The organism is Streptomyces malaysiensis subsp. malaysiensis (genome assembly GCF_040653035.1).
In the GTDB taxonomy this organism is placed as follows: Bacteria; Actinomycetota; Actinomycetes; order Streptomycetales; family Streptomycetaceae; genus Streptomyces; species Streptomyces malaysiensis.
Genome location: NZ_JBEZNG010000006.1, coordinates 75,387 through 95,654 on the forward strand (window position 1 = coordinate 75,387; position 20,268 = coordinate 95,654).

18 protein-coding genes are annotated in these 20,268 nt (G+C 70.4%); 8 read left to right on the top strand and 10 right to left on the bottom strand.

Annotated features, from left to right (window positions below):
• The first annotated feature begins 72 nt into the window (after positions 1-72).
• Positions 73-1,236 carry a TerD family protein gene (locus AB0E24_RS14705; protein WP_359377151.1) on the top strand — a complete coding sequence of 388 codons (1,164 nt, stop codon included), beginning with the start codon at positions 73-75 and terminating at the stop codon, positions 1,234-1,236.
• 112 nt (positions 1,237-1,348) lie between these two features.
• On the opposite strand, the gene AB0E24_RS14710 is transcribed toward AB0E24_RS14705, so the two are convergent.
• From AB0E24_RS14710 to AB0E24_RS14735, 6 genes are all read right to left on the bottom strand, one after another.
• Complete coding sequence (locus tag AB0E24_RS14710; protein ID WP_359377154.1) at positions 1,349-2,077, bottom strand: TerD family protein; 729 nt, start codon at positions 2,075-2,077, stop codon at positions 1,349-1,351.
• Between the two features lie 146 nt (positions 2,078-2,223).
• Positions 2,224-3,414, bottom strand: coding sequence for a DUF475 domain-containing protein (locus AB0E24_RS14715; RefSeq protein ID WP_359377157.1), 1,191 nt, complete (start codon positions 3,412-3,414; stop codon positions 2,224-2,226).
• Between the two features lie 51 nt (positions 3,415-3,465).
• Positions 3,466-4,041 carry a TerD family protein gene (locus AB0E24_RS14720; protein WP_079257463.1) on the bottom strand — a complete coding sequence of 192 codons (576 nt, stop codon included), beginning with the start codon at positions 4,039-4,041 and terminating at the stop codon, positions 3,466-3,468.
• A 223-nt stretch (positions 4,042-4,264) separates the two neighbouring features.
• A complete protein-coding gene (locus AB0E24_RS14725; protein WP_069866243.1) occupies positions 4,265-4,840 on the bottom strand; it encodes a TerD family protein in 576 nt (191 codons plus the stop codon).
• A 101-nt stretch (positions 4,841-4,941) separates the two neighbouring features.
• Entirely contained in the window at positions 4,942-5,400 is a 459-nt protein-coding gene (locus AB0E24_RS14730) for a peroxiredoxin (protein WP_359377161.1), read from the bottom strand.
• A 168-nt stretch (positions 5,401-5,568) separates the two neighbouring features.
• The gene (locus tag AB0E24_RS14735; protein WP_069866239.1) at positions 5,569-6,009 is read right to left on the bottom strand and encodes a DUF3052 domain-containing protein; all 441 of its coding nucleotides are present in this window, start codon (positions 6,007-6,009) and stop codon (positions 5,569-5,571) included.
• Positions 6,010-6,479: 470 nt separating this feature from the next.
• Here AB0E24_RS14735 and aceE point away from each other — a divergent pair, with 470 nt between their 5' ends.
• Positions 6,480-9,209: a pyruvate dehydrogenase (acetyl-transferring), homodimeric type gene (gene aceE, locus AB0E24_RS14740; protein WP_359377165.1), complete on the top strand. Its 2,730-nt coding sequence runs from the start codon at positions 6,480-6,482 to the stop codon at positions 9,207-9,209.
• 653 nt (positions 9,210-9,862) lie between these two features.
• Here aceE and AB0E24_RS14745 read toward each other — a convergent pair.
• Positions 9,863-10,234: a peptidase inhibitor family I36 protein gene (locus tag AB0E24_RS14745; protein WP_100807355.1), complete on the bottom strand. Its 372-nt coding sequence runs from the start codon at positions 10,232-10,234 to the stop codon at positions 9,863-9,865.
• 117 nt (positions 10,235-10,351) lie between these two features.
• Positions 10,352-11,953: an MFS transporter gene (locus tag AB0E24_RS14750; RefSeq protein ID WP_079153099.1), complete on the bottom strand. Its 1,602-nt coding sequence runs from the start codon at positions 11,951-11,953 to the stop codon at positions 10,352-10,354.
• A 145-nt stretch (positions 11,954-12,098) separates the two neighbouring features.
• On the opposite strand from AB0E24_RS14750, the gene AB0E24_RS14755 reads away from it, so the two are divergent.
• From AB0E24_RS14755 to AB0E24_RS14780, 6 genes are all read left to right on the top strand, one after another.
• A complete protein-coding gene (locus AB0E24_RS14755) occupies positions 12,099-12,773 on the top strand; it encodes a TetR family transcriptional regulator (RefSeq protein ID WP_359377170.1) in 675 nt (224 codons plus the stop codon).
• A 100-nt stretch (positions 12,774-12,873) separates the two neighbouring features.
• Entirely contained in the window at positions 12,874-14,079 is a 1,206-nt protein-coding gene (locus AB0E24_RS14760) for an alpha/beta hydrolase (protein ID WP_069866231.1), read from the top strand.
• A gap of 85 nt (positions 14,080-14,164) precedes the next feature.
• Positions 14,165-15,148 carry a DUF4429 domain-containing protein gene (locus AB0E24_RS14765; RefSeq protein ID WP_251772138.1) on the top strand — a complete coding sequence of 328 codons (984 nt, stop codon included), beginning with the start codon at positions 14,165-14,167 and terminating at the stop codon, positions 15,146-15,148.
• On the top strand, positions 15,149-16,510 hold the full coding sequence (locus AB0E24_RS14770; RefSeq protein WP_069866227.1) for a sensor histidine kinase: 1,362 nt from the start codon (positions 15,149-15,151) through the stop codon (positions 16,508-16,510). It begins immediately after the preceding gene.
• A complete protein-coding gene (locus tag AB0E24_RS14775) occupies positions 16,507-17,184 on the top strand; it encodes a response regulator (RefSeq protein ID WP_069866225.1) in 678 nt (225 codons plus the stop codon). Before AB0E24_RS14770 ends, AB0E24_RS14775 begins: the two co-directional genes overlap by 4 nt.
• A 150-nt stretch (positions 17,185-17,334) precedes the next feature.
• Positions 17,335-18,543 (top strand): alpha/beta hydrolase, encoded by a 1,209-nt coding sequence (locus AB0E24_RS14780; RefSeq protein WP_359377175.1) that lies wholly within the window; start codon positions 17,335-17,337, stop codon positions 18,541-18,543.
• A gap of 85 nt (positions 18,544-18,628) precedes the next feature.
• Here AB0E24_RS14780 and AB0E24_RS14785 read toward each other — a convergent pair whose 3' ends face one another.
• Both AB0E24_RS14785 and AB0E24_RS14790 read right to left on the bottom strand, forming a co-directional pair.
• Positions 18,629-19,660, bottom strand: a complete 1,032-nt coding sequence (locus AB0E24_RS14785; RefSeq protein WP_069866221.1) for an aldo/keto reductase — start codon at positions 19,658-19,660, stop codon at positions 18,629-18,631.
• 7 nt (positions 19,661-19,667) lie between these two features.
• On the bottom strand, positions 19,668-20,123 hold the full coding sequence (locus AB0E24_RS14790; protein ID WP_069866219.1) for a MerR family transcriptional regulator: 456 nt from the start codon (positions 20,121-20,123) through the stop codon (positions 19,668-19,670).
• Between the last annotated feature and the right edge of the window lie 145 nt (positions 20,124-20,268).

Genomic DNA, 20,268 nt, shown 5'->3' on the forward strand with positions numbered 1-20,268 from the left:
CACCTCCGCACCGCCACCCGCCCCGCACCCCTGCGTTGTCCCGGCACCCACCGGGAAGGCAGGATTGCCGCCATGACGCAGGCGATGCTCAAGGGATCGAACATCCCGCTGGAGGCCACAGCCATTCGCGCGGTGCTGCGCTGGACCCCCGGCACGGACGTACCCGATGTCGACGCCTCGGCGCTGCTGCTGGGCACGGACGACCGGGTGCGCTCGGACGAGGACTTCGTCTTCTACAACCAGCCGAACCACCCCTCGGGTCTGGTCCGGCATCTGCCCAAGAAGCCGTTCCAGGACGCGCTGACGGACACCATCGAGGCCGAGTTCTCCGGGCTGGAGCCGGGGGTGCGCCGGGTGGTACTCGCCGCGTCCGCCGACGGGGGCGCCTTCGGGCAGGTACGGGACCTGAGCCTGCTGCTGTACGACGCCTCCCCCGGTGCGCCGGACGGGCCGGACGCCGAGCCGATCGCGATCTTCGCGGTGCTGCCGGAGACCGGTAAGGAGACCGCGCTGATCTGCGGGGAGCTCTACCGGCGCGGCGACTCCTGGAAGTTCCGGGCCCTCGGGCAGGGCTATGAGTCGGGACTGGTCGGGCTGGCCACGCAGTACGGGATCTCGGTGGAGGACGGCGAGGACGAGGGCGGCTCGGACGGCGGCGGAGCCACGGCCGCGCCGGGAGCCACCGCCGCTCCCGAGCCCCTGGCCGCATCCGCTCCCGAACCCCCGGCCGCCGCCCCGGAACCCCCGTCCACCGGGGCGCCCGAGCCCATGGCCGCCGCGGCGTCCGCACCCCCCGTACCGCCTGTCGCGGCGTCCCCGGCGGCCCCCGGCACCACGCCCCCGCCGTCGTCCGAGGAGGCGACCCAGGCCCACCCGCCGGCGTACGGCTATCCGCATCCTGCGCCCGACCCCTGGGACCCGCATCGCACCCAGCCCATACAGCCCCCCGGGCCGGGCGACAGCTACGCCTATATGCCGCCGCAGGCGCCGCCACCGCCCCCGCAGGCCCCGGGTGCTGGTTACCCCCAGCCGCCCGCCCAGGCCCCGGCACAGCCCGGCTACGGCTATCCGCCCCCGCAGCCGGCGTACGGCTATCCGCAGCCGCCCGCGTACGGCTATCCGCAGCAGGTGCAGCCGACGGGGCCGGTGCCGCCGCCCCCGCCACCGATCCCGGCCCAGGTGCCGGACCCGCACTTCGTCCTGCCGCCGCAGGGGCCGCAGTTCCAGAACAGATAGCGGACGAGGGGCGGCGGGGCCGCGGGACGGACCTGCCACACCCCGACCCCGGACCGGGGTCACACCCGGCCCGGGGCCGCGCCGGGGCCCGGGGCCGCACCCCGGACCCGGGTCACACCTTGGACTTGTAGCCCCGGCCCCACTGGAGCCCCCATCCGTACAGCCGGTCCAGCTCCGCCTGGAAGCCGTAGACGTACTTCACCTCGCGGCGGACCGTCATCTCGCCCTTGACGTTCTCGATCAGCACGACGGCGCAGGAGCGCGCCTGCGGGGCCCGCTCGTCGAGCGGGATCTCCACCCGCGGCCCATTGCTCGGATAGAGCGTCACCAGGCCGTGGGTGCGGTCGAAGGCGGGGGTGCCGTCGTAGATGTAGACGAAGACGAGCAGTCGCTTGATGTCGTCCTTGTGGTCCATGTTGACGTAGACCGTCTCACCGGACCCGGAGCCGAACCGGTCGTCCCCGCTGAGCTTGATGTACGGCGGTTCGTTGAGATTGCCGAAGAACTCGCCCAGCGGCTGCACCACGCCCTTGGCGCCGCTCTTCAGCTCGTACATGACCGCGAGGTCGAGGTCGACGTTGACCATCGCGGGCCCCTGGGCCTGCACCGGCTCGGGCTTGAACATCCGCAGGGGGTGGCGCAGCGAGCCGCGCCCCGCCCTGCTGTTGAAGTCCGAGGTGCGCATCTGCCAGGAGAGGTTGATCCGCAGATTGCCGGTGGCGGCCCCCTGCTTGGTCAGTGAGATCGTCGCGTGCCTCTTGGTCAGTTCGACCACACCGGACGCGTCACCGCTGTCGAACTGACGCCATGCGGACCGTCCCCAGTTGCTCCAGAACGCCATGGTGCGCACCCCCACCCTTCGTGGCTCCGCTGCTTCAAAGCCGCCCGAAAACCTGCCCAACTGCCGCGGGGCGGCCGGGAGGTCGAAGACCTCGGCCGCCCCGCTGAGAGCGTTCCTCAAACGCCGCCGCGTCACACTCCCGGAGGTCAGACTCCGGAGGTGACTTCCGTCTTGGTCTCCGAGCCCTCCCCGGCGGCCGCCTCCCGGCGGTTGCGCACGACCGAGGACCAGTACGAGGCGGCGATCAGCACCACGCCCACCAGGCCGGTGATGACCTCGTTGATCTCGTACTTGATCGTGACCAGCAGGATGACGGCGAGCGCGCCGATCGCGTAGTGCGCGCCGTGTTCCAGGTAGACGTAGTCGTCCAGGGTGCCCCTGCGGACCAGGAAGACGGTCAGCGACCGGATGTACATGGCGCCGATGCCCAGGCCCAGCGCCATCTCGAAGATGTCGTTGGTGATCGCGAAGGCGCCGATGACGCCGTCGAAGGAGAAGGACGCGTCGATGACCTCGAGGTAGAGGAAGAGGAAGAACGCGGCCTTACCGGCGAGGCCGACCACGGAGGCGCCGCTGGAACCACGGGCGCCACTGCCGCTCTGCTGGGGGCTCGCGGCGGTCTTCACGCCCTCGCCCTCCTCCACGGCCTCGTCGCCGTCGGCCTCTTCGTCGTCCTCCTCGTCCTCTTCGAGCTTGTCCTCGAAGTAGCCGGAGATCCCGCCGACGATCAGGTACGTGAGCAGACCGGCGACGCCGGACAACAGGACGGTGGCGCTCTTGTCACCGCCGCCGTGGGCCACGTCGGTGGCCACGGTGGTGGCGGCGATCAGCAGCGCGACCAGGGCGACGACGATGGAGAACGTGTCCAGCTTGCCCAGCTTGGCAAGCGGCTTCTCCAGCCACCCCAGCCACCTGATGTCCCGCTCCTCGAAGATGAAGTCGAGGAAGATCATCAGCAGGAACATCCCACCGAAGGCCGCGATGGCCGGATGGGCCGCCGTGACCAGGTGCTCGTACTTGTCCTTGTCGTTGATCGCGAGGTTGACGGCCTCGATGGGGCTCAGCTTCGCCGTGACGGCGACGATGATCACCGGGAAGACCAGACGCATACCGAAGACGGCGATCAGAATGCCGACGGTCAGGAAGATCTTCTGCCAGAAGGCGTTCATCTTGCGCAGGATGCCTGCGTTGATGACCGCGTTGTCGAATGAGAGCGAGATCTCCAGGATCGAGAGGATCCCGACGATGGCGAGCCCCTGCCACCCCCAGAGGACGCCGGCCAGGGCCAGACCGATCGCCGTGACGGCGAACGACCAACCAAAGGTTTTCAGGAGCACTGCCTACCCAATCCTTCGTCGTAAGGTCTCCCCCGCGCGAGATACGCGGCTTTACGAAACGTTGACTCCGAAGTCTAGAGCGATGCCGCGCAGACCCGACGCGTACCCCTGCCCCACGGCCCTGAACTTCCATTCGCCGCCGTAGCGATAGACCTCACCGAAGATCATCGCGGTCTCGCCGGAGGCGTCCTCGGAGAGGTCGTAGCGGGCCAGCTCCTGGCCGTCCGCCTGGTTCACCACCCGGATGAAGGCATTGCTGACCTGCCCGAACGTCTGGCGCCTGGCCTCGGCCTCATGGATGGAGACGGGGAAGACGATCTTGTCGACCTCGTCCGGAACCTTGCTCAGATCGATCAGCAGGGATTCATCGTCGCCCTCGCCCTCACCGGTGAGGTTGTCGCCGGTGTGCTCGACGGAGCCCTCGGGGCTCTTGAGGTTGTTGTAGAAGACGAAGTACTCATCGCCGAGCACCCGCCCCGACCGGCACAGCAGCGCGCTGGCGTCGAGGTCGAACGGCGCTCCGGTGGTGGAGCGCGCGTCCCAGCCCAGGCCGATGAGCACCTGCGTGAGATTCGGAGCGGCTTTGGAGAGGGAGACATTGCCCCCCTTGGCGAGTGTGACGCCCATGATGCTGGTTCCTCCCCGGGGTGATGCGTGGGTGATGCGCGTCCGGCGCCGCACCCCTGCCTCTGGGGCGCGGGGATGCGGCGCCGGATATGGCCTCGTACGGGCCGGACGCGGCCTCGCGGGGCCCGATACGGCCTCGTACGGGCCCTTGACCGGCCTCCGCCGGTTTTCGACAGCCTGCGGCGGCTTTCGACGGCCTGCGGCGGTCGTTGGAACTACCCGCTCAGACGTTGACGCCGAAGTCCTGCGCGATACCGCGCAGCCCCGAGGCGTACCCCTGGCCGATGGCGCGGAACTTCCACTCCGCGCCGTTGCGGTACAGCTCGCCGAAGACCATGGCGGTCTCGGTCGAGGCGTCCTCGGAGAGGTCATAGCGGGCCAGCTCGTTGCCGTCGGCCTGGTTCACCACGCGGATGAAGGCGTTGCGCACCTGGCCGAAGCTCTGCTGGCGGGTCTCGGCGTCGTAGATCGACACCGGGAAGACGATCTTGGCGACATCGGCGGGGACACCCGCCAGGTTCACCTTGATCTGCTCGTCATCGCCCTCGCCCTCACCGGTGAGGTTGTCACCGGTGTGCTCGACGGAGCCGTCGGGGCTCTTGAGGTTGTTGAAGAAGACGAAGTTCTGGTCGTTGGCGACCTTGCCCTCGGTGTTGGTCAGCAGGGCGCTGGCATCGAGGTCGAAGTCCGTGCCCGTGGTGGTACGGGCGTCCCAGCCCAGACCTACGACGACCGCGGTCAGGTTCGGGGCTTCCTTGGTCAGCGAGACGTTGCCGCCCTTGCTGAGGCTGACTCCCACGAGTCCTCCCAAAAAAGGTTCGTCAGGAGCACTGCGTGCCCCTTCATCAAAGGTTTCCCATCAGGATCAACGCGTCGATCCTAGTGAGCGGTTCCCGGGCGCTACAGGGTTTCGAGGGCCTTGACGTAGTCGTTCAGGTCCCGGGCGTCGGGCAGGCCGTTGACGACCGTCCAGCGCACCACGCCCTCCTTGTCGATCACGAAGGTGCCGCGCACCGCGCAGCCCTTGTCCTCGTCGAAGACGCCGTAGGCGCGGCTGGTCTCGCCGTGCGGCCAGAAGTCCGACAGCAGGGGGTAGTCGAGACCCTCCTGCTCGGCGAAGACGCGCAGGCTGAAGGGCGAGTCATTGGAGATCGCCAGCAGCTGGACCTCGTCGTTCACGAACTTCGGCAGCTCGTCGCGGAGCGCGCACAGCTCGCCGGTGCACACGCCGGTGAAGGCGAACGGGTAGAAGAGCAGCACGACGCTCTTCTCGCCCCGGAAGTCGGAGAGCCTGACCGACTCGCCGTGCTGGTTCTTCAGCTGAAAGTCGGGGGCCTTCGCGCCGACCTCTATCGCCATGGGGATATCCCTTCGTTCTCGTTCGAAAGATCACGTTCGAAAGATCATGTTCGAAGGACGCTCGAATTGATCATGCTCGAATGATCATGTGGTGCGCGTCCACCCTATGTGCAGAGCCCCCCTCCGAAAGGGCACGGAGGGGGGCTCTGGGGTGTGGATTCGCCGGCTTCAGCGCTTGCCGCTGCGAGCGGCCTTGGGCGTGACCAGACGGCTGCCCGTCCAATCCTTGCCCGCGTTGAAACTCTTGGTCTGGGACAGGCCGGCGGTAGTCGCGGCCTCGTTGATGTCGCTCGGCTCGACATAGCCGTCACGGCCGGTCTTGGGCGTCAGCAGCCAGACCGGTGCGCCGTCGTCGATCATCTGGATGGCGTCCACCAGCGCGTCCGTCAGATCGCCGTCGTCCTCTCGGAACCACAGCACAACGGCATCGGCCACATCGTCGTACTCCTCGTCGACGAGCTCCTGGCCGGTGATCTCCTCGATGGCCTCGCGGAGCTCCTTGTCGACATCGTCGTCGTAGCCGATCTCCTGGACCACCTGTTCGGGCTGGAAACCCAGCCTCGCGGCAGGGTTGGTCCGCTCCTCCGCGTGGTCCGCGGTCGCGCTCACGGATTGCCTCCTGTCATCTTGCATTCACTCTTCGAGTCTGTACGCCCCGCGCGCGTACGCGGGGGCTTGGGCGTAGTCCACACGGGCCGGGCGGATCGCGCAAGTACCCGGCCAGCGATCCCGCCCAAACGTTGACGTGTCGCCGCAACTCCCATCATGGAGGAACGACACGCGACGCCGCACGGCCGACCGGATTGCCCGGAGATGTCCGGCTTACGTGTGTGACTAGCCACCTTACGCCGCCACGGGGCCGAACGGTCGTACGCAGACGACCCCGGTCGTGGGCGTAAGGTTGCGATTCGGCCGTCGCACGCCGAGAGCCGTCGGAGCGCCCGTCTCCCCCGGTGATGGTTACCACTGGGTAGAGGTGACGTATCCCGTACCCGAGGTACACGATGGAGAACGGCGCGACAGCAGCAGAGCACGAATCCATGTCCGTGCACAGCACGACCGAAAAGCGAAGGAATAGCGTGGCTTCCGGATCCGATCGCAACCCGATCATCATTGGCGGCCTTCCCAGCCAGGTCCCGGACTTCGATCCCGAAGAGACCCAGGAATGGCTCGACTCGCTCGACGCAGCCGTCGATGAGCGAGGCCGGGAACGTGCCCGCTACCTGATGCTTCGCCTGATCGAGCGCGCCCGCGAGAAGCGCGTCGCCGTGCCCGAGATGCGCAGCACGGACTACGTCAACACCATCGCCACCAAGGACGAGCCGTTCTTCCCGGGCAACGAGGAGATCGAGCGCAAGGTCCTCAACGCGACCCGCTGGAACGCGGCGGTGATGGTCTCCCGGGCGCAGCGCCCGGGCATCGGGGTCGGTGGCCACATCGCCACCTTCGCCTCGTCCGCTTCACTGTACGACGTGGGCTTCAACCACTTCTTCCGCGGCAAGGACCACGACAGCGGCGACCAGATCTTCTTCCAGGGCCATGCCTCCCCCGGCATCTACGCCCGAGCCTTTCTGCTCGACCGGCTGAGCGAGGCCCATCTGGACGGATTCCGTCAGGAGAAGTCCAAGCTCGGTCACGCGCTGTCCAGCTACCCGCACCCGCGGTCGATGCCGGACTTCTGGGAGTTCCCGACGGTCTCCATGGGTCTGGGCCCGCTCGGTGCGATCTTCCAGGCGCGGATGAACCGCTATATGGAGGCGCGCGGCGTCGCCGACACCTCCAACTCCCATGTCTGGGCGTTCCTGGGCGACGGCGAGATGGACGAGCCGGAGTCGCTCGGCCAGCTCTCCCTGGCCGCCCGTGAGGGCCTGGACAACCTGACCTTCGTGGTCAACTGCAACCTCCAGCGGCTCGACGGCCCGGTGCGCGGCAACGGCAAGATCATCCAGGAGCTGGAGTCGCAGTTCCGCGGCGCCGGCTGGAATGTGATCAAGCTGGTCTGGGACCGCACCTGGGACCCGCTGCTGGCGCGGGACCGCGACGGCATCCTGGTCAACAAGCTGAACACCACGCCGGACGGTCAGTTCCAGACGTACGCGACCGAGACCGGCGCGTATATCCGCGAGCACTTCTTCGGTGAGGACCAGCGGCTGCGCAAGATGGTCGAGGGCATGACCGACGACCAGGTCCTGCACCTGGGCCGCGGCGGCCACGACCACAAGAAGATCTACGCGGCGTACTCGGCGGCCAAGGCCCACAAGGGCCAGCCGACGGTGATCCTCGCGCAGACCGTCAAGGGCTGGACGCTCGGCCCGAACTTCGAGGGCCGCAACGCGACCCACCAGATGAAGAAGCTGACGGTCGACGACCTCAAGCGCTTCCGCGACCGGCTGCACCTGCCGATCCCGGACAAGGAGCTGGAGTCCGGCCTGCCGCCGTACTACCACCCGGGCCGGGACTCCGAGGAGATCCAGTACATGCACGACCGCCGCAAGGCGCTGGGCGGCTACGCGCCGACCCGGGTCGTGCGGGCCAAGCCGCTCCAGCTGCCGGGCGACAAGACCTACGCCACGCTGAAGAAGGGCACCGGACAGCAGCAGATCGCCACCACCATGGCGTTCGTACGGCTGCTGAAGGACCTGATGCGGGACAAGGAGATCGGCAAGCGGTTCGTGCCGATCGCGCCCGACGAGTACCGCACCTTCGGTATGGACTCGCTCTTCCCCTCGGCGAAGATCTACTCCCCGCTGGGCCAGACATACGAGTCGGTCGACCGTGAGCTGCTGCTGGCCTACAAGGAGTCGGCGACCGGTCAGATGCTGCACGACGGCATCTCCGAGGCGGGCTGTACGGCCTCGCTGATCGCGGCGGGCTCCGCGTACGCCACGCACGGCGAGCCGCTGATCCCGGTCTACGTCTTCTACTCGATGTTCGGCTTCCAGCGCACCGGCGACCAGTTCTGGCAGATGGCCGACCAGCTGGCGCGCGGTTTCGTTCTGGGCGCGACCGCCGGCCGTACGACGCTGACCGGTGAGGGCCTCCAGCACGCGGACGGCCACTCCCAGCTGCTGGCCTCGACCAACCCGGCGGTCGTCGCGTACGACCCGGCGTTCGGCTTCGAGATCGCCCATATCGTCCAGGACGGTCTGCGCCGGATGTACGGCGAGAACAGCGAGGATGTCTTCTACTACCTCACCGTCTACAACGAGCCGATCCAGCACCCGGCCGAGCCCGAGAACGTGGACCGCGAGGGCATCCTCAAGGGCCTGTACCGCTACCGGCAGGGCGAGAAGGGCGCCATCCCGGCGAACATCCTCGCCTCCGGTGTCGCGGTGCCGTGGGCCGTGGAGGCCCAGCGCGTCCTGGCCGAGGACTGGAACGTCAAGGCGGACGTCTGGTCGGCCACGTCCTGGAACGAGCTGCGCCGGGACGCCGTCGAGACCGAGGAACACAACCTGCTCCACCCGGAGGAGGAGCAGCGCGTTCCGTACGTCACCCGGAAGCTGGCGGAGGCGGAGGGCCCGAAGGTGGCCGTCTCCGACTGGATGCGGGCGGTTCCCGACCAGATCGCGCGCTGGGTGCCCGGCACGTACCAGTCCCTGGGCGCGGACGGCTTCGGCTTCGCCGACACCCGCGGCGCGGCGCGGCGCTTCTTCCACATCGACGCCGAGTCGATCGTGCTCGGTGTGCTGACGGAGCTGGCACGTGACGGCAAGATCGACCGCTCGGTCCTGAAGCAGGCGATCGACCGCTACCAGCTGCTGGACGTCGCCGCGGCCGACCCGGGCCCGGCGGGCGGCGACGCGTAGCCGTCTACGACGGCAGTGACCCGTGACGCGGGGGCGAGCTGGATCCCCAGCCCGCCCCCGCGTCGTCGTATGCCCTCCCCTGCCCAGCACAACCAAGCACAGGGGCTTAGCCCCCGCCCCCCGGGTGGGGGTCCGGGGGACCTCCACCCGCACCCCCACCCGGGGTGCGGGACCCCGCCCCCGGGCCTCCGTTCCGGGCAGGGCGCCGGGAGCCGGTACGGTCCGGGCCCCGCCCGGTACACCGGGTCCCGCCCCGGTGGATGGACGGCGCCGCTCCGGAGCCCCGCCGCCGGACCGGCACTGTGCCCCGGGCCGGAGAGCAGCGGGCCGCGGCGTATCGTGGCCGCGGTCCACGTGCCTCGAGGTCGTCCGGCGCCAGAGCGTCCAGCGGTTCCCGTGCCGGGAGAACGTCGGGGAGGCGGGGCCCATCCGTCCGGGGTCCGAGAGCCTGCCGTCGTGGCGGGGTCGCATCGGGGCATGGGCGTCCGGCGGGCGCGGAGCCGTCGGATGGGCGTCGGGGTCCAGGGGTGGAGCCCATGGTTCGGGAAGGGGCGGGGTGGGGAACGATCAGCCCCCGATGACCGACCGCCCGGGGGCCGGGAAGAGCCCCGCACCCCGGGCGGCGGCGGGATCCGGTGCGGGCCCCTGCCGGGTCAGCGTTCCCAGATCTTGAAGGCCCGTACCTGGTACGGGGTTTCGGGGGACCAGGAGCCCGTGGGATAGGTGTGGAACTCCGCCGTCTCGGCGCATTCGCGGCTCTGATACGCCGTCACCGGACGGCCCGTGCGGTTCGCAAGGGAGGCCGCGGTGGTGCCGGCCGGCAGCGGCACACAGCTTTCGATGTCGACGTCGGCCAGTTCATGGGCCTGGCGCGCCCCCGTGAAGCCGCCGCCGCGCCACAGGCACAGCTGACCCGCGGCGCAGTTGCCCAGCCGCGGTGGCGCCGCGGACCGGGCCGCCGCGGCCGGGGCGAGGGTGGCGGTGAGGGCCAGAGCCGAGACGGCGGCCGTAATGATCTTGCGCATGGTGCTTTCGCTCCCCGTGTGGAAAGAACAGAACGGGAGCCAGCGTGTCCGCCGGCTCCCGTTCCCCACCATGGGGTCGATCAAGGTCCACCCTGATAGGGGGTTGACCGCGAGGGGTCAGATATGAACGGCCCCTCCGGCCGCGTCCGCGTTCTCGCCGCGCTTGGTGAAGGCCGCGACCAAGGCCGCGACCACCGAGACGACAGCGGCCACGGTGAAGGCGAGGCCCATCCCTGACACGAAGGTGTCATGCGCGACGGCCGTGATCTTGCCCGCGATCTCCGGCGGAGTGCCCTTGGCGACCGGGGCGATGCCGACCTCGACGGCGTCCGACGCCTTGGACTCCGCGCCCTCGGGCATCGGCGGCAACCCGGCGTCGGCCCACTTGTCCGACAGCGTGCTGTCCACCCGGCCCGCCATGACCGCTCCCAGGACGGCCGTGCCGAGGCTGCCGCCGACCTGCATCGCGGCCTGCTGGAGGCCGCCGGCGACACCGGCGTGCTGAATCGGGGCGTTGCCGACGATGACCTCGGTGGCGCCGACCATCACCGGGCCGAGGCCGAGGCCCAGCAGGGCGAACCACACGGCCATCTCCAGGCCGCCGCTGTCCACGTCCAGCCGGGACATGCCGAACATCGCCACGGCGGTGATCACCATGGCGATCACCAGCGGCGTCCGCGGCCCGAACTTGGTGATCACCGCACCGGCCAGCGGCGAGGCGACGATCATCATCGCGGTGAGCGGCAGCAGCCGCAGTCCGCTGTCGACAGGGCTCATCCCGTGCACGTTCTGGAGATAGAAGGTGACGAAGAACAGCCCGCCCATGAAGCCGAAGGCCATCAGCACCATCAGCACGGTGCCCGCGCTCAGCGGCACCGAGCGGAACATGCTGAGCGGCAGCAGCGGCTCCGGCGTCCGGCTCTCCCAGAAGACGAAGAGGCCGAAGCAGACCACCGCCAGCCCCAGGAAGAGCAGTGTGCGCTGATCGGTCCAGTGCCAGTCGGCGGCGTTGATGAGCGCCCAGATGAGGCAGAACATCGCGCCGGACAGCAGCACGATGCCGGGGATGTCGAAGGACCGCGGTGCCTTCTCGGCGCGGTGGTCCACCAGGAGCAGCAGCCCGAGGACCACGGCCAGCACGCCGACGGGCGCGTTGATGAAGAAGACCGACTGCCAGTTGACATGCTCGACGAGCAGTCCGCCGACGATGGGCCCGGCGGCGGTGGAGGCGCCGATCACCGCGCCCCAGATGCCGATGGCCATGTTGAGCTTCTCGGCGGGGAAGGTGGCGCGCAGCAGCCCGAGCGCCGCGGGCATCAGCAGCGCGCCGCACAGCCCCTGGAGCACCCGGAACGCCACGACGAGCGAGACCTCGCCGGAGAAGCCGATGGCCGCGGAGGAGATGGCGAAGCCGACAACGCCGATCAGGAAGGTCTGGCGGTGGCCGAAGCGGTCACCCAGCTTGCCGGCGGTGATCAGCGCGACGGCGAGGGCCAGCAGATAGCCGTTGGTGATCCACTGCACATCGGCCAGCGAGGCGCCGAGGTCCTTCTGGATGGCCGGGTTGGCGATGGCGACGATCGTGCCGTCGAGGGCGACCATCGTCACGCCGAGGGCGACGGTGAGAAGCGTCAGCCATGGATGACCCCGAAGCCCCTTCGGGCGTTCGGTTATGGGAGGTTCCGGCGCCGAATCGGCGACGGCGGTCGAAGAGGTCATGACCGGAGGCTAATGTCAGCATCTGACAATTGACAAACTGATTCATCCGCCGGTAACTGACGTTTTAGTCACAGGTATCCTGAGCAGCCGCGACGCGGCCCGAAACCGGTAGAAAGCGAGCCGATAGGTGACGACGGACGAGGCAGTGGCGGACACAGGGACACCGCCACCGGCCGGGTTGCGCGAGCGCAAGAAGCGGCGGACGCGGAGCGCCCTGGTGCGTGCGGCACTGGAGTTGTTCACCCGTCAGGGATACGAGCGGACCACGGTCGACGAGATCGCCGAGGCGGTCGAGGTCTCCCAGCGCACCTTCTTCCGGTACTTCACCAGCAAGGAGGACGTCGCCTTCGCCAGCCAGGAGGCGGCCGAGTGTCACTTCTTCGCCGCCCTGTGCGGCCGTCCCGCGGACGAGGCGCCGCTGGCCGCGCTGCGCGGTGCGGCGCTCGACGCCTGGGGGAGCATCGGGGACTCCATCGAGCAGATGGTGTCGCCCGAGCTCCACATCCGGATGTACCGGGTGATCGAGTCGACGCCGAGTCTGCTCGCCGTGCATCTGCGCCGTATCGCCGAGATGGAGGAGCGGCTGGCGCGCGAGATCGCCCGCCGCGAGGGGCTGGACATCGACGCCGATCCCCGGCCGCGGCTGGTGGTCGCGATGTTCGGCGGGGTGATCCGGGTCGCCGGGAAGCTGTGGGGCGAGAGAGGCGAGGAAGACGAAGAAGAGGGGGGAGAGGGGGACAGCGTGGTCACATTGCGAGACCTCACCGCGTTCCATCTTGATTACGTGGGCCCCAGCCTCGCCGAACAATGGGATAAATAGCATCAATTCCGACATAGCTCCCAGGAATTCCCGCCCTCAAACGTGAGATGAATCACGGCATTTGGCACCCGGCACCACGCTTCTCCTAGGGTGTCCCGCGGTGACTTCCTTCTCGGAGCTCGGCTCCCCCTCTCCTGGTTCCACCGCCTGGCGCGCCCTGCTCGCGCTGGCGGTGGTCTTCATCCTCCTCGCCACCACCGGCTGGACGGCCGTGAAGAGCCATCGAGGAGCTCCGGACGCGCTCTCCGCGTCGATCAGCGCTTGGCGCCACGGATCGCTCGGCGGCCGCGCGCTGCCCGATCCGTACGGCTCGCCGCGCACCCTCGGCCGCTGGTTGGACTCGCTCACCAAGGCCCAGACGGACCGTCTGGTGCGGCGCTATCCGCTGGCCGTGGGCAATCTCAACGGCGCGCCGGTGGACCTGCGCTACCGCGCCAACCGTGTCGCCCTGACCCGGGCGCGCGCCGATGAGCGCAAGCGGATGCACGACACCCGGCTCACCCCGCTGGGCCGCTCCGACGCGGCCCGCCGGATGCACCGCTATGAGGACCTGCTGATCACCGGGCGGCAGATCCTCTCCTTCGACCCCTCGGGCGCCGGACGGGCCGCCGAGGTCTTCGGCGACCTCGCCCACGCCAACCGGGTCTCGATCGTGGTGCCGGGCGTGGACACCGACATACTGACGTTCCAGAAGACCGGGCGCCCGTACACCGCGACGGTCGGGATGGCCCGGGCGCTCTACGAGAACCAGCGGGCCGACGCCCCGGACGCCAAGACCGCCGTCATCGCCTGGGCCGACTACACCTCCCCGGCCGGGATCGGCATGGACGCGGCCACCGGCAAGCTGGCCGCCCAGGGCGCGGTGCGGCTGCGCGCGCTGGTCGACGCGCTGCCCTCGCTCTCCCGGGTCTCGCTGATGTGCCACAGCTACGGCTCGGTGGTGTGCGGGGTCGCCGCCCGCGATCTGCCGCCCAAGGTCACCGATATCGCGGTGGCCGGCAGCCCCGGGATGCGCGCCGACCGCGTCTCCGATCTGGGGACCAGCGCCCGGGTGTGGGCGATGCGCGACTCCGGCGACTGGATCCAGGACATTCCGCATCTGGAGTTCGGCGGGCTCGGCCATGGCGCGGACCCGGTCTCCTCCGGGTTCGGCGCCCGGGTGCTGTCCGCGGACGGGGCGGATGGACACGCCGGATACTTCGAACCGGGCACGACCAGCCTGGACAACTTCGCACGGGTGGGAATCGGTGCCGTCCAGTCCGTGAGCTGCGGCAACGGCGACGACTGCACCGCGGGGCTACGCTGAGGCCGGGCGCAAACACCGGAAACTCTAGTGACGCGCGTAGCCTCAAAGGGGGACGGGCGGGCCGCCGCCGCATACGATGAGCCGCATGGGTGATGTGCTGGCCGGTTTTCAGACCGTCTGGGAGTTCGACACCGACTCCATGCTCATCCGCTTCGAACGGGGGATTCGTACGCCGAAGCTGCTCCAGGCGCTCGGCGAACGCCGCATCCCCTTCGAGGCGCTGTCCGGGGTGGAGCTCGCCGTCGGCAAACGGGGCACGGTGGTGCTGCGCGCCGTGCCCAGACCAGGTGCCGACCCACTGATGGACGCCGCCGACGGCCAGCTCAAGGACGCGTACGACCCGTACCGCCTGGTGCTGCCGGCCGAGCGGGAGACGCTCGCCGACTACTACGCCGAGCGGATACGCGAGTCCCTCGGCCCCGAGGCGGACCTTCCCGCCGAGGCACATCTGGTGACCGTGCCGACGCCGCCGCTGTCCTTCAAGGCGTACGACGGCAAGGCGTCCTTCGACGGCAAGGCGATCTCCTTCCGCTGGTTCTGGACCGGCGCCTCCTCGGAGAAGTGGAAGGTCGGGGACCAGCGCTTCCGGATCGACGAGCTCACCGGTGTGGAGTGGCGCTCCCCGGAGAGCCGGGGCTCGGCGGGCACCGCCCCCAGGGAGGGCGCCGCCAAAGGCGGTGCCGCCAAGGACGGCACGGCCAGGAACGGCATCGGCAGGGGCTCCCCCAAGGGCGGTGGCCACGGCCATCTGCGGCTGCTGCTGCGCGCCACCGAGAACCAGCCCCCCGGCCGCCCCGACCAGGACCCCGCCGCCGTCGTCTTCGGGATGGGCTATGGCCTCGTCCACCAGTCGCTGCCGTTCGCCGCGGCCGTCCTGGAGGCCGTACGGGCCTCCTCCCCCGTGCCGTGTGCCGAGGGCGCCCAGGCCCCGAATCGGGCCGCCGCCCCGCGCCGCGACCCCGCCGACATCGCCGAGCGCATCCGTCATCTGGGCGAGCTGCACACGGCCGGACTGCTGACCGACGACGAGTTCAGCGCGAAGAAGGCCGAGCTGCTGGCGGAGCTGTAGGTGTCCGGCCCCTCCTCCGCGGCCACCGGCCCGGCACCGGCCGCCGCCTCCTCCACCGCGCACGAGAGCCTGCCCAAGGCCGCCCGGCGGCAGGCGGGCGCCCTCGCCCGCGCCCTGGTGACCCCCAGCTATCCGGCGACCCCGCTGTTCGCCCAGTCGCCCAGGCGGCGGCTGCGCCGGGTGCCGTACGGCGTGGCGATGGTCCTCACCGCGATCCTGGTCCCCAGCACCGCCCAAGTCCTCTCCCATGACTACGGGGTGGGCGGCGGCGTCGCCACACTGCTCGGCATCGCCCAGACCACCCCGCTGCTGCTGTCCGTCACCCGCCCCCTCCAGGCGTGGTGGATCGTCTTCCTCGCCGATCTCGTCTGCGCCTTCGTGGTGCTCGGCACCGCGGACCACCTCCAGAACCGGGTGTGGCCCTGGCTGCCGGGCGGCATCATCGGCTATCTCTTTCTGCTGCTCGCCCTCGCGCTGCGCGAACCGCGCCGCACCCTGGTGGCGGTGTGGCTGGTCACCGGCGCCGCGGGACTGGCCCTCGGCATGGCCTTCCCGGACAAGAGCAACGGCAGCAATGTGATCATGTTCGTGCTCAGCGGGGTGGTGCTGCTCGTCGCCGGGGCGCTGCGCGAGCGCGGCGACGCCCAGCGGCGGCTGGCCGAGCAGGAGACGATCAGCGAGGCCGAACGGGCCCGTCGCACCCTGCTGGAGGAGCGCGCCCGGATCGCCCGTGAGCTGCATGACGTGGTCGCCCACCATATGTCCGTGATCACCGTGCAGGCCGACAGCGCCCCGTACCGGATCGGCGGGCTGCCGTCCGACGCGGAGCGGGAGTTCTCCACCATCGCCGCCACCGCCCGGGAGTCCCTCGCCGAAATGCGGCGGCTGCTGGGCGTGCTGCGGAGCGAGGAGACCCGTGGCGAGCGGGCGCCGCAGCCGGGTCTCGGGCAGGTGCCACAGCTGGTCGAGGCGACGGTACGGGCCGGGATACCGACCACGCTGACCGTCGCGGACGATGTGGCCGGGCTCGAACCGCTGCCGCAGGCCGTGGGGCTGTCCGCGTACCGCATCGTGCAGGAGGCGCTGGCCAATGTGGTGCGCCACGCGCCGGGCGCCGCGACCCGGGTGGCCATCTCGGCCGAGGACCGCTCGGCGCTGACCCTGCTGGTGGTCAACGGCCCGCCCGACAGCGCGCCCACCAAGCCCCTGGAGACCAGCGGCACCGGCCATGGCCTCATCGGCATGGTCGAACGCGTACGGCTGGTCGGCGGCATGCTCGACACCGGCCCGCTCCCCGACGGCGGCTTCCGCGTCGCGGCCCGCCTGCCCCTGGTAGACCTCGAAGAGACGGACCCGTCATGACCATCAAGGTGATCATCGTCGACGACCAGGCGATGGTGCGGGCGGGGTTCGCCGCCCTGCTCGCCGCGCAGAGCGATATCGACGTCGTCGGCGAGGCGCCGGACGGGCGGGAGGGCGTGGCGGTCAGCCGCCGCACCCACCCCGATGTGGTGCTGATGGACGTCCGGATGCCCGAGATGGACGGGCTCGAGGCGGCCCGGAAGCTGCTGGACCCGCCACGCGGGGTCACCCACCGGCCCAAGGTCCTGATGCTCACCACCTTCGATGTGGACGACTACGTCTACGAGGCGCTGCGCGCCGGGGCCAGCGGCTTTCTGCTCAAGGACGCCCCACCGGCGGATCTGATCTCCGCGGTCCGGGTGGTGGCGGCGGGCGAGGCGCTGCTCGCCCCGTCCGTCACCCGCCGGCTGATCGCCGACTTCGCCCGCCAGCGCCCCGCCCCGCGCCGCGCCGGCCCCGCCCTGCGGCTGGGCGGGCTGACACCGCGGGAGACCGAGGTGCTGGAGCTGATCGCGCGGGGCCTCTCCAACCAGGAGATCGCCGAGTCGCTGGTGCTCGCGGAGCAGACGGTGAAGACGCATATCGGCCGGGTGCTGGCCAAGCTGGGGCTCCGCGACCGCGCCCAGGCGGTGATCTTCGCCTATGAGTCCGGCCTGGTGACCCCGGGTCAATGACCCCGGCCCGGCCGCGACCCCCTACTGGGGTATGACATCCCACTTGGCACCGGGGGGTGACGTACCGCCACCCGACGGCTCCCTACCTTTCCCTCCGCGACCGGTGGAAACACCGATGGAACCACCGAGGGAAGGGGTGAGGGCGCGGCCATGTCCCAGACGCCACGCACCGGGCACTACGCGCGACGCCTGATCACCGCCGCGCTCACCGTCACCGTCATGGCCGGGACGGCCGGCTGGACCGTGGCGCACGAGGAGCAGGCCATCACCGGGCCGCCGCCGGGGACCGCGGCATGGCGGTCGGACCATTCGCTGGGCGGGGCCGGGCGCGAGCTGCCCGATCCGGCCACCGCCTCGCCCGCCGAGATCGCCCGGTTCTTCGGCCGGCTCACCGACGTCCAGCGGAAGGCGCTGGTCATCCGGCATCCGGACGTGGTGGGCAATCTGGACGGCGCACCGCTGGGCCTGCGTTACGAGGCCAACGCCCGGGCGATCCGGGCGGCCTGGCACAAGGAGCGGGCCTCCGACCCCAAGAGCACGCCGGCCCGGCGGTACGCGGCGCTCCTCGAACCTGGCCGCCAGATCCTCGCCTTCGATCCGCGCGGACGCGGCCAGGTGGCGGAGGTGTACGGGGACCTGGCGACGGCCCGGCGCACGGCCGTGATCGTGCCGGGCTCGGACATCGACCTGGACGACTTCGACCGCGCGGGCGACCCGTACGGCGCCCCCGCCGGAATGGCCCGGTCGCTGCGGGCGCGGATGGCCGAGGACGCGCCCGCCACCCCGACCGCCGTGATCGCCTGGGTCGGCTACACGACCCCGGTCGGTCTGGGCCCGGACGCCGCCACCAGCCGGCTGGCCGAGGCGGGCGCGCCCCGCCTCGACCGGTTTCTGGCCGGGCTCGCCGTGACCACCGCAGCGACCGCCGACGCCCCGCCCACCGTCTTCTGCCACAGCTACGGCTCGGTGGTCTGCGGCCTCGCCGCCTCCGCGATGGACCGCGCCCGCGTCTCGGACCTGGTGGTGCTGGGCAGCCCGGGGATGCGCGCGGACAGCGCCGAGGGGCTGCGCACCGGGGCCCGGGTCTGGGCGGCGCGGGACCGCACCGACTGGATCCGCCGGGTGACCGGCTATGACTTCCTGGGCCTGGGCCACGGCGACGACCCGACCGATCCATCCTTCGGCGCCCGGGTGGTCTCCGCCGAGAGCGCCCACGGCCACACCGGCTACTTCGCCCCGGGCACGGACTCGCTGCGCAACTTCTCGCGGATCGCGCTAGGGGACTTCGAGGCGGTCCGCTGCGCAAAGCCCGATCCGGCCCCGGCCCCGGCCCCGGACTGCCACGCGGGCCTCACCTGACCGCGCCCCTCACAGACAGACCCCGGGCCGCCGCCGCGCGATACACCGCCGCGCCATGCGCCGACGCGCCATGCGCCGCCAGGCGCTATTCGCGGCCCGCGCTCGTTGCGCTCATATCGGCGTAGCGGGCGCCCGCCACCTGTGCCGCGATCGGCTCCAGCGCGGCCAGTTCCTCCGCGCTGAGCTTGATGCGGGTCGCGCCGGTGTTCTGCTCGACGCGGGCGCGGGTGCGGGTGCCGGGGATCGGCACCACGGCGAGCCCGTGCACCTGGGCCTGCTGCTGCACCCAGGCCAGCGCGATCTGGGCGAGCGTGGCCCCGCGGACCTCGGCGATCTTCCGGAGCGGCTCCAGCAGCGCGGCGTTGGTGGCCGCGTTGTCGCCGGTGAACCGGGGCTGGAGGCGGCGGAAGTCGCCCTCGCCCAGTTCCTGCTCGGCCTGGACGAAGGAGCCGGTGAGGAAGCCGCGGCCGAGCGGCGAGTACGGGACGACGGTGACGCCCAGCTCACGGGCGGTCCCCACGACGTCCTTCTCGATGTCTCGGCTGAACAGCGACCACTCCGACTGCAACGCCGCGATCGGATGCACGGCGTGCGCCGCGCGCAGCTCCTTCGCGGTGACCTCGCTCAGCCCGAGATGCTTGACCTTCCCCTCGGCCACCAGCTCGGCCATGGCGCCGACGCTCTCCTCCAGCGGCACCTCGGGGTTGCGCCGGTGCATGTAGTACAGGTCGATGTGGTCGACGCCGAGCCGGCGCAGGCTGCGCTCGATGGCCTCGCGGATGTAGGGGCGGTCGTTGCGGATCCGCTGGCGGCCGTACGGATCGTTCTCCTCGCGCACGATGGCGAACTTGGTGGCCAGGGTGATCCGATCGCGGTTGGCCCGGACGAAGGGGGAGATGAACTCCTCGTTCCGCCCGAAGCCGTAGACATCGGCGGTGTCGAAGAGCGTGACGCCCAGCTCCAGGGCCCGCTCCAGCGTGGCCCGCGCCTCCGCCTCGTCGTGGGTCGGTCCGTAGGCCCAGCTCATGCCCATGCAGCCCAGGCCCTGGACGCCGACCTCGGGACCGCCGACTCCGAGGGCGGCGGTCCCGATCGTCTCGTTGGTGCTGTCGCTCATACGGGGTTCAGACCCTCTCCGACGCCCTTCGGGCGTCAGCGTAGACGTCGATCTTGTGGTCGAGGACTTCGAGCGTGCTCCGGAGCTCGGCGATCCGCTCCCGCACGTTCTCGCGGTGCGCGGTCAGCAGCTCCTCGCGCTCGGCGAAGGTGTGCTCGCCCTCCCGCACCAGCTCGGCGTAGCGGACCATGTCCGCGACCGGCATCCCGGTCAGCCGCAGCTTGCCGACGAGGTCGAGCCAGTCCAGGTCGCGGTTGGTGAAGCGGCGCTGGCCGGTGTGCGTACGGTCCACGTGCGGCATCAGCCCGATCCGCTCGTACCAGCGCAGGGTGTGCGCCGTCAGCCCGGTGTGGGCGACGACCTCGCTGATCGAGTAGCGGTCCTGCCCGGTGGGCCGGGGGTGCCCGGTGTCCTCCGCGCAGGTGTTCCGCGCCTTCACCGGAGCTCTCTCCATCACGGTCATGCCGATTCACCTCTCGCAGGTCGCCGATCCGCACGCCTCATCGACGTCCTCAACGCTATTGACTTGGAGTGCACTCCAAGCAAGGGGAGATTTGGGGGAACCTTGGGCGCCGTGAGTCGGCGCGGTGCCCGGCACTAGGCTCTGG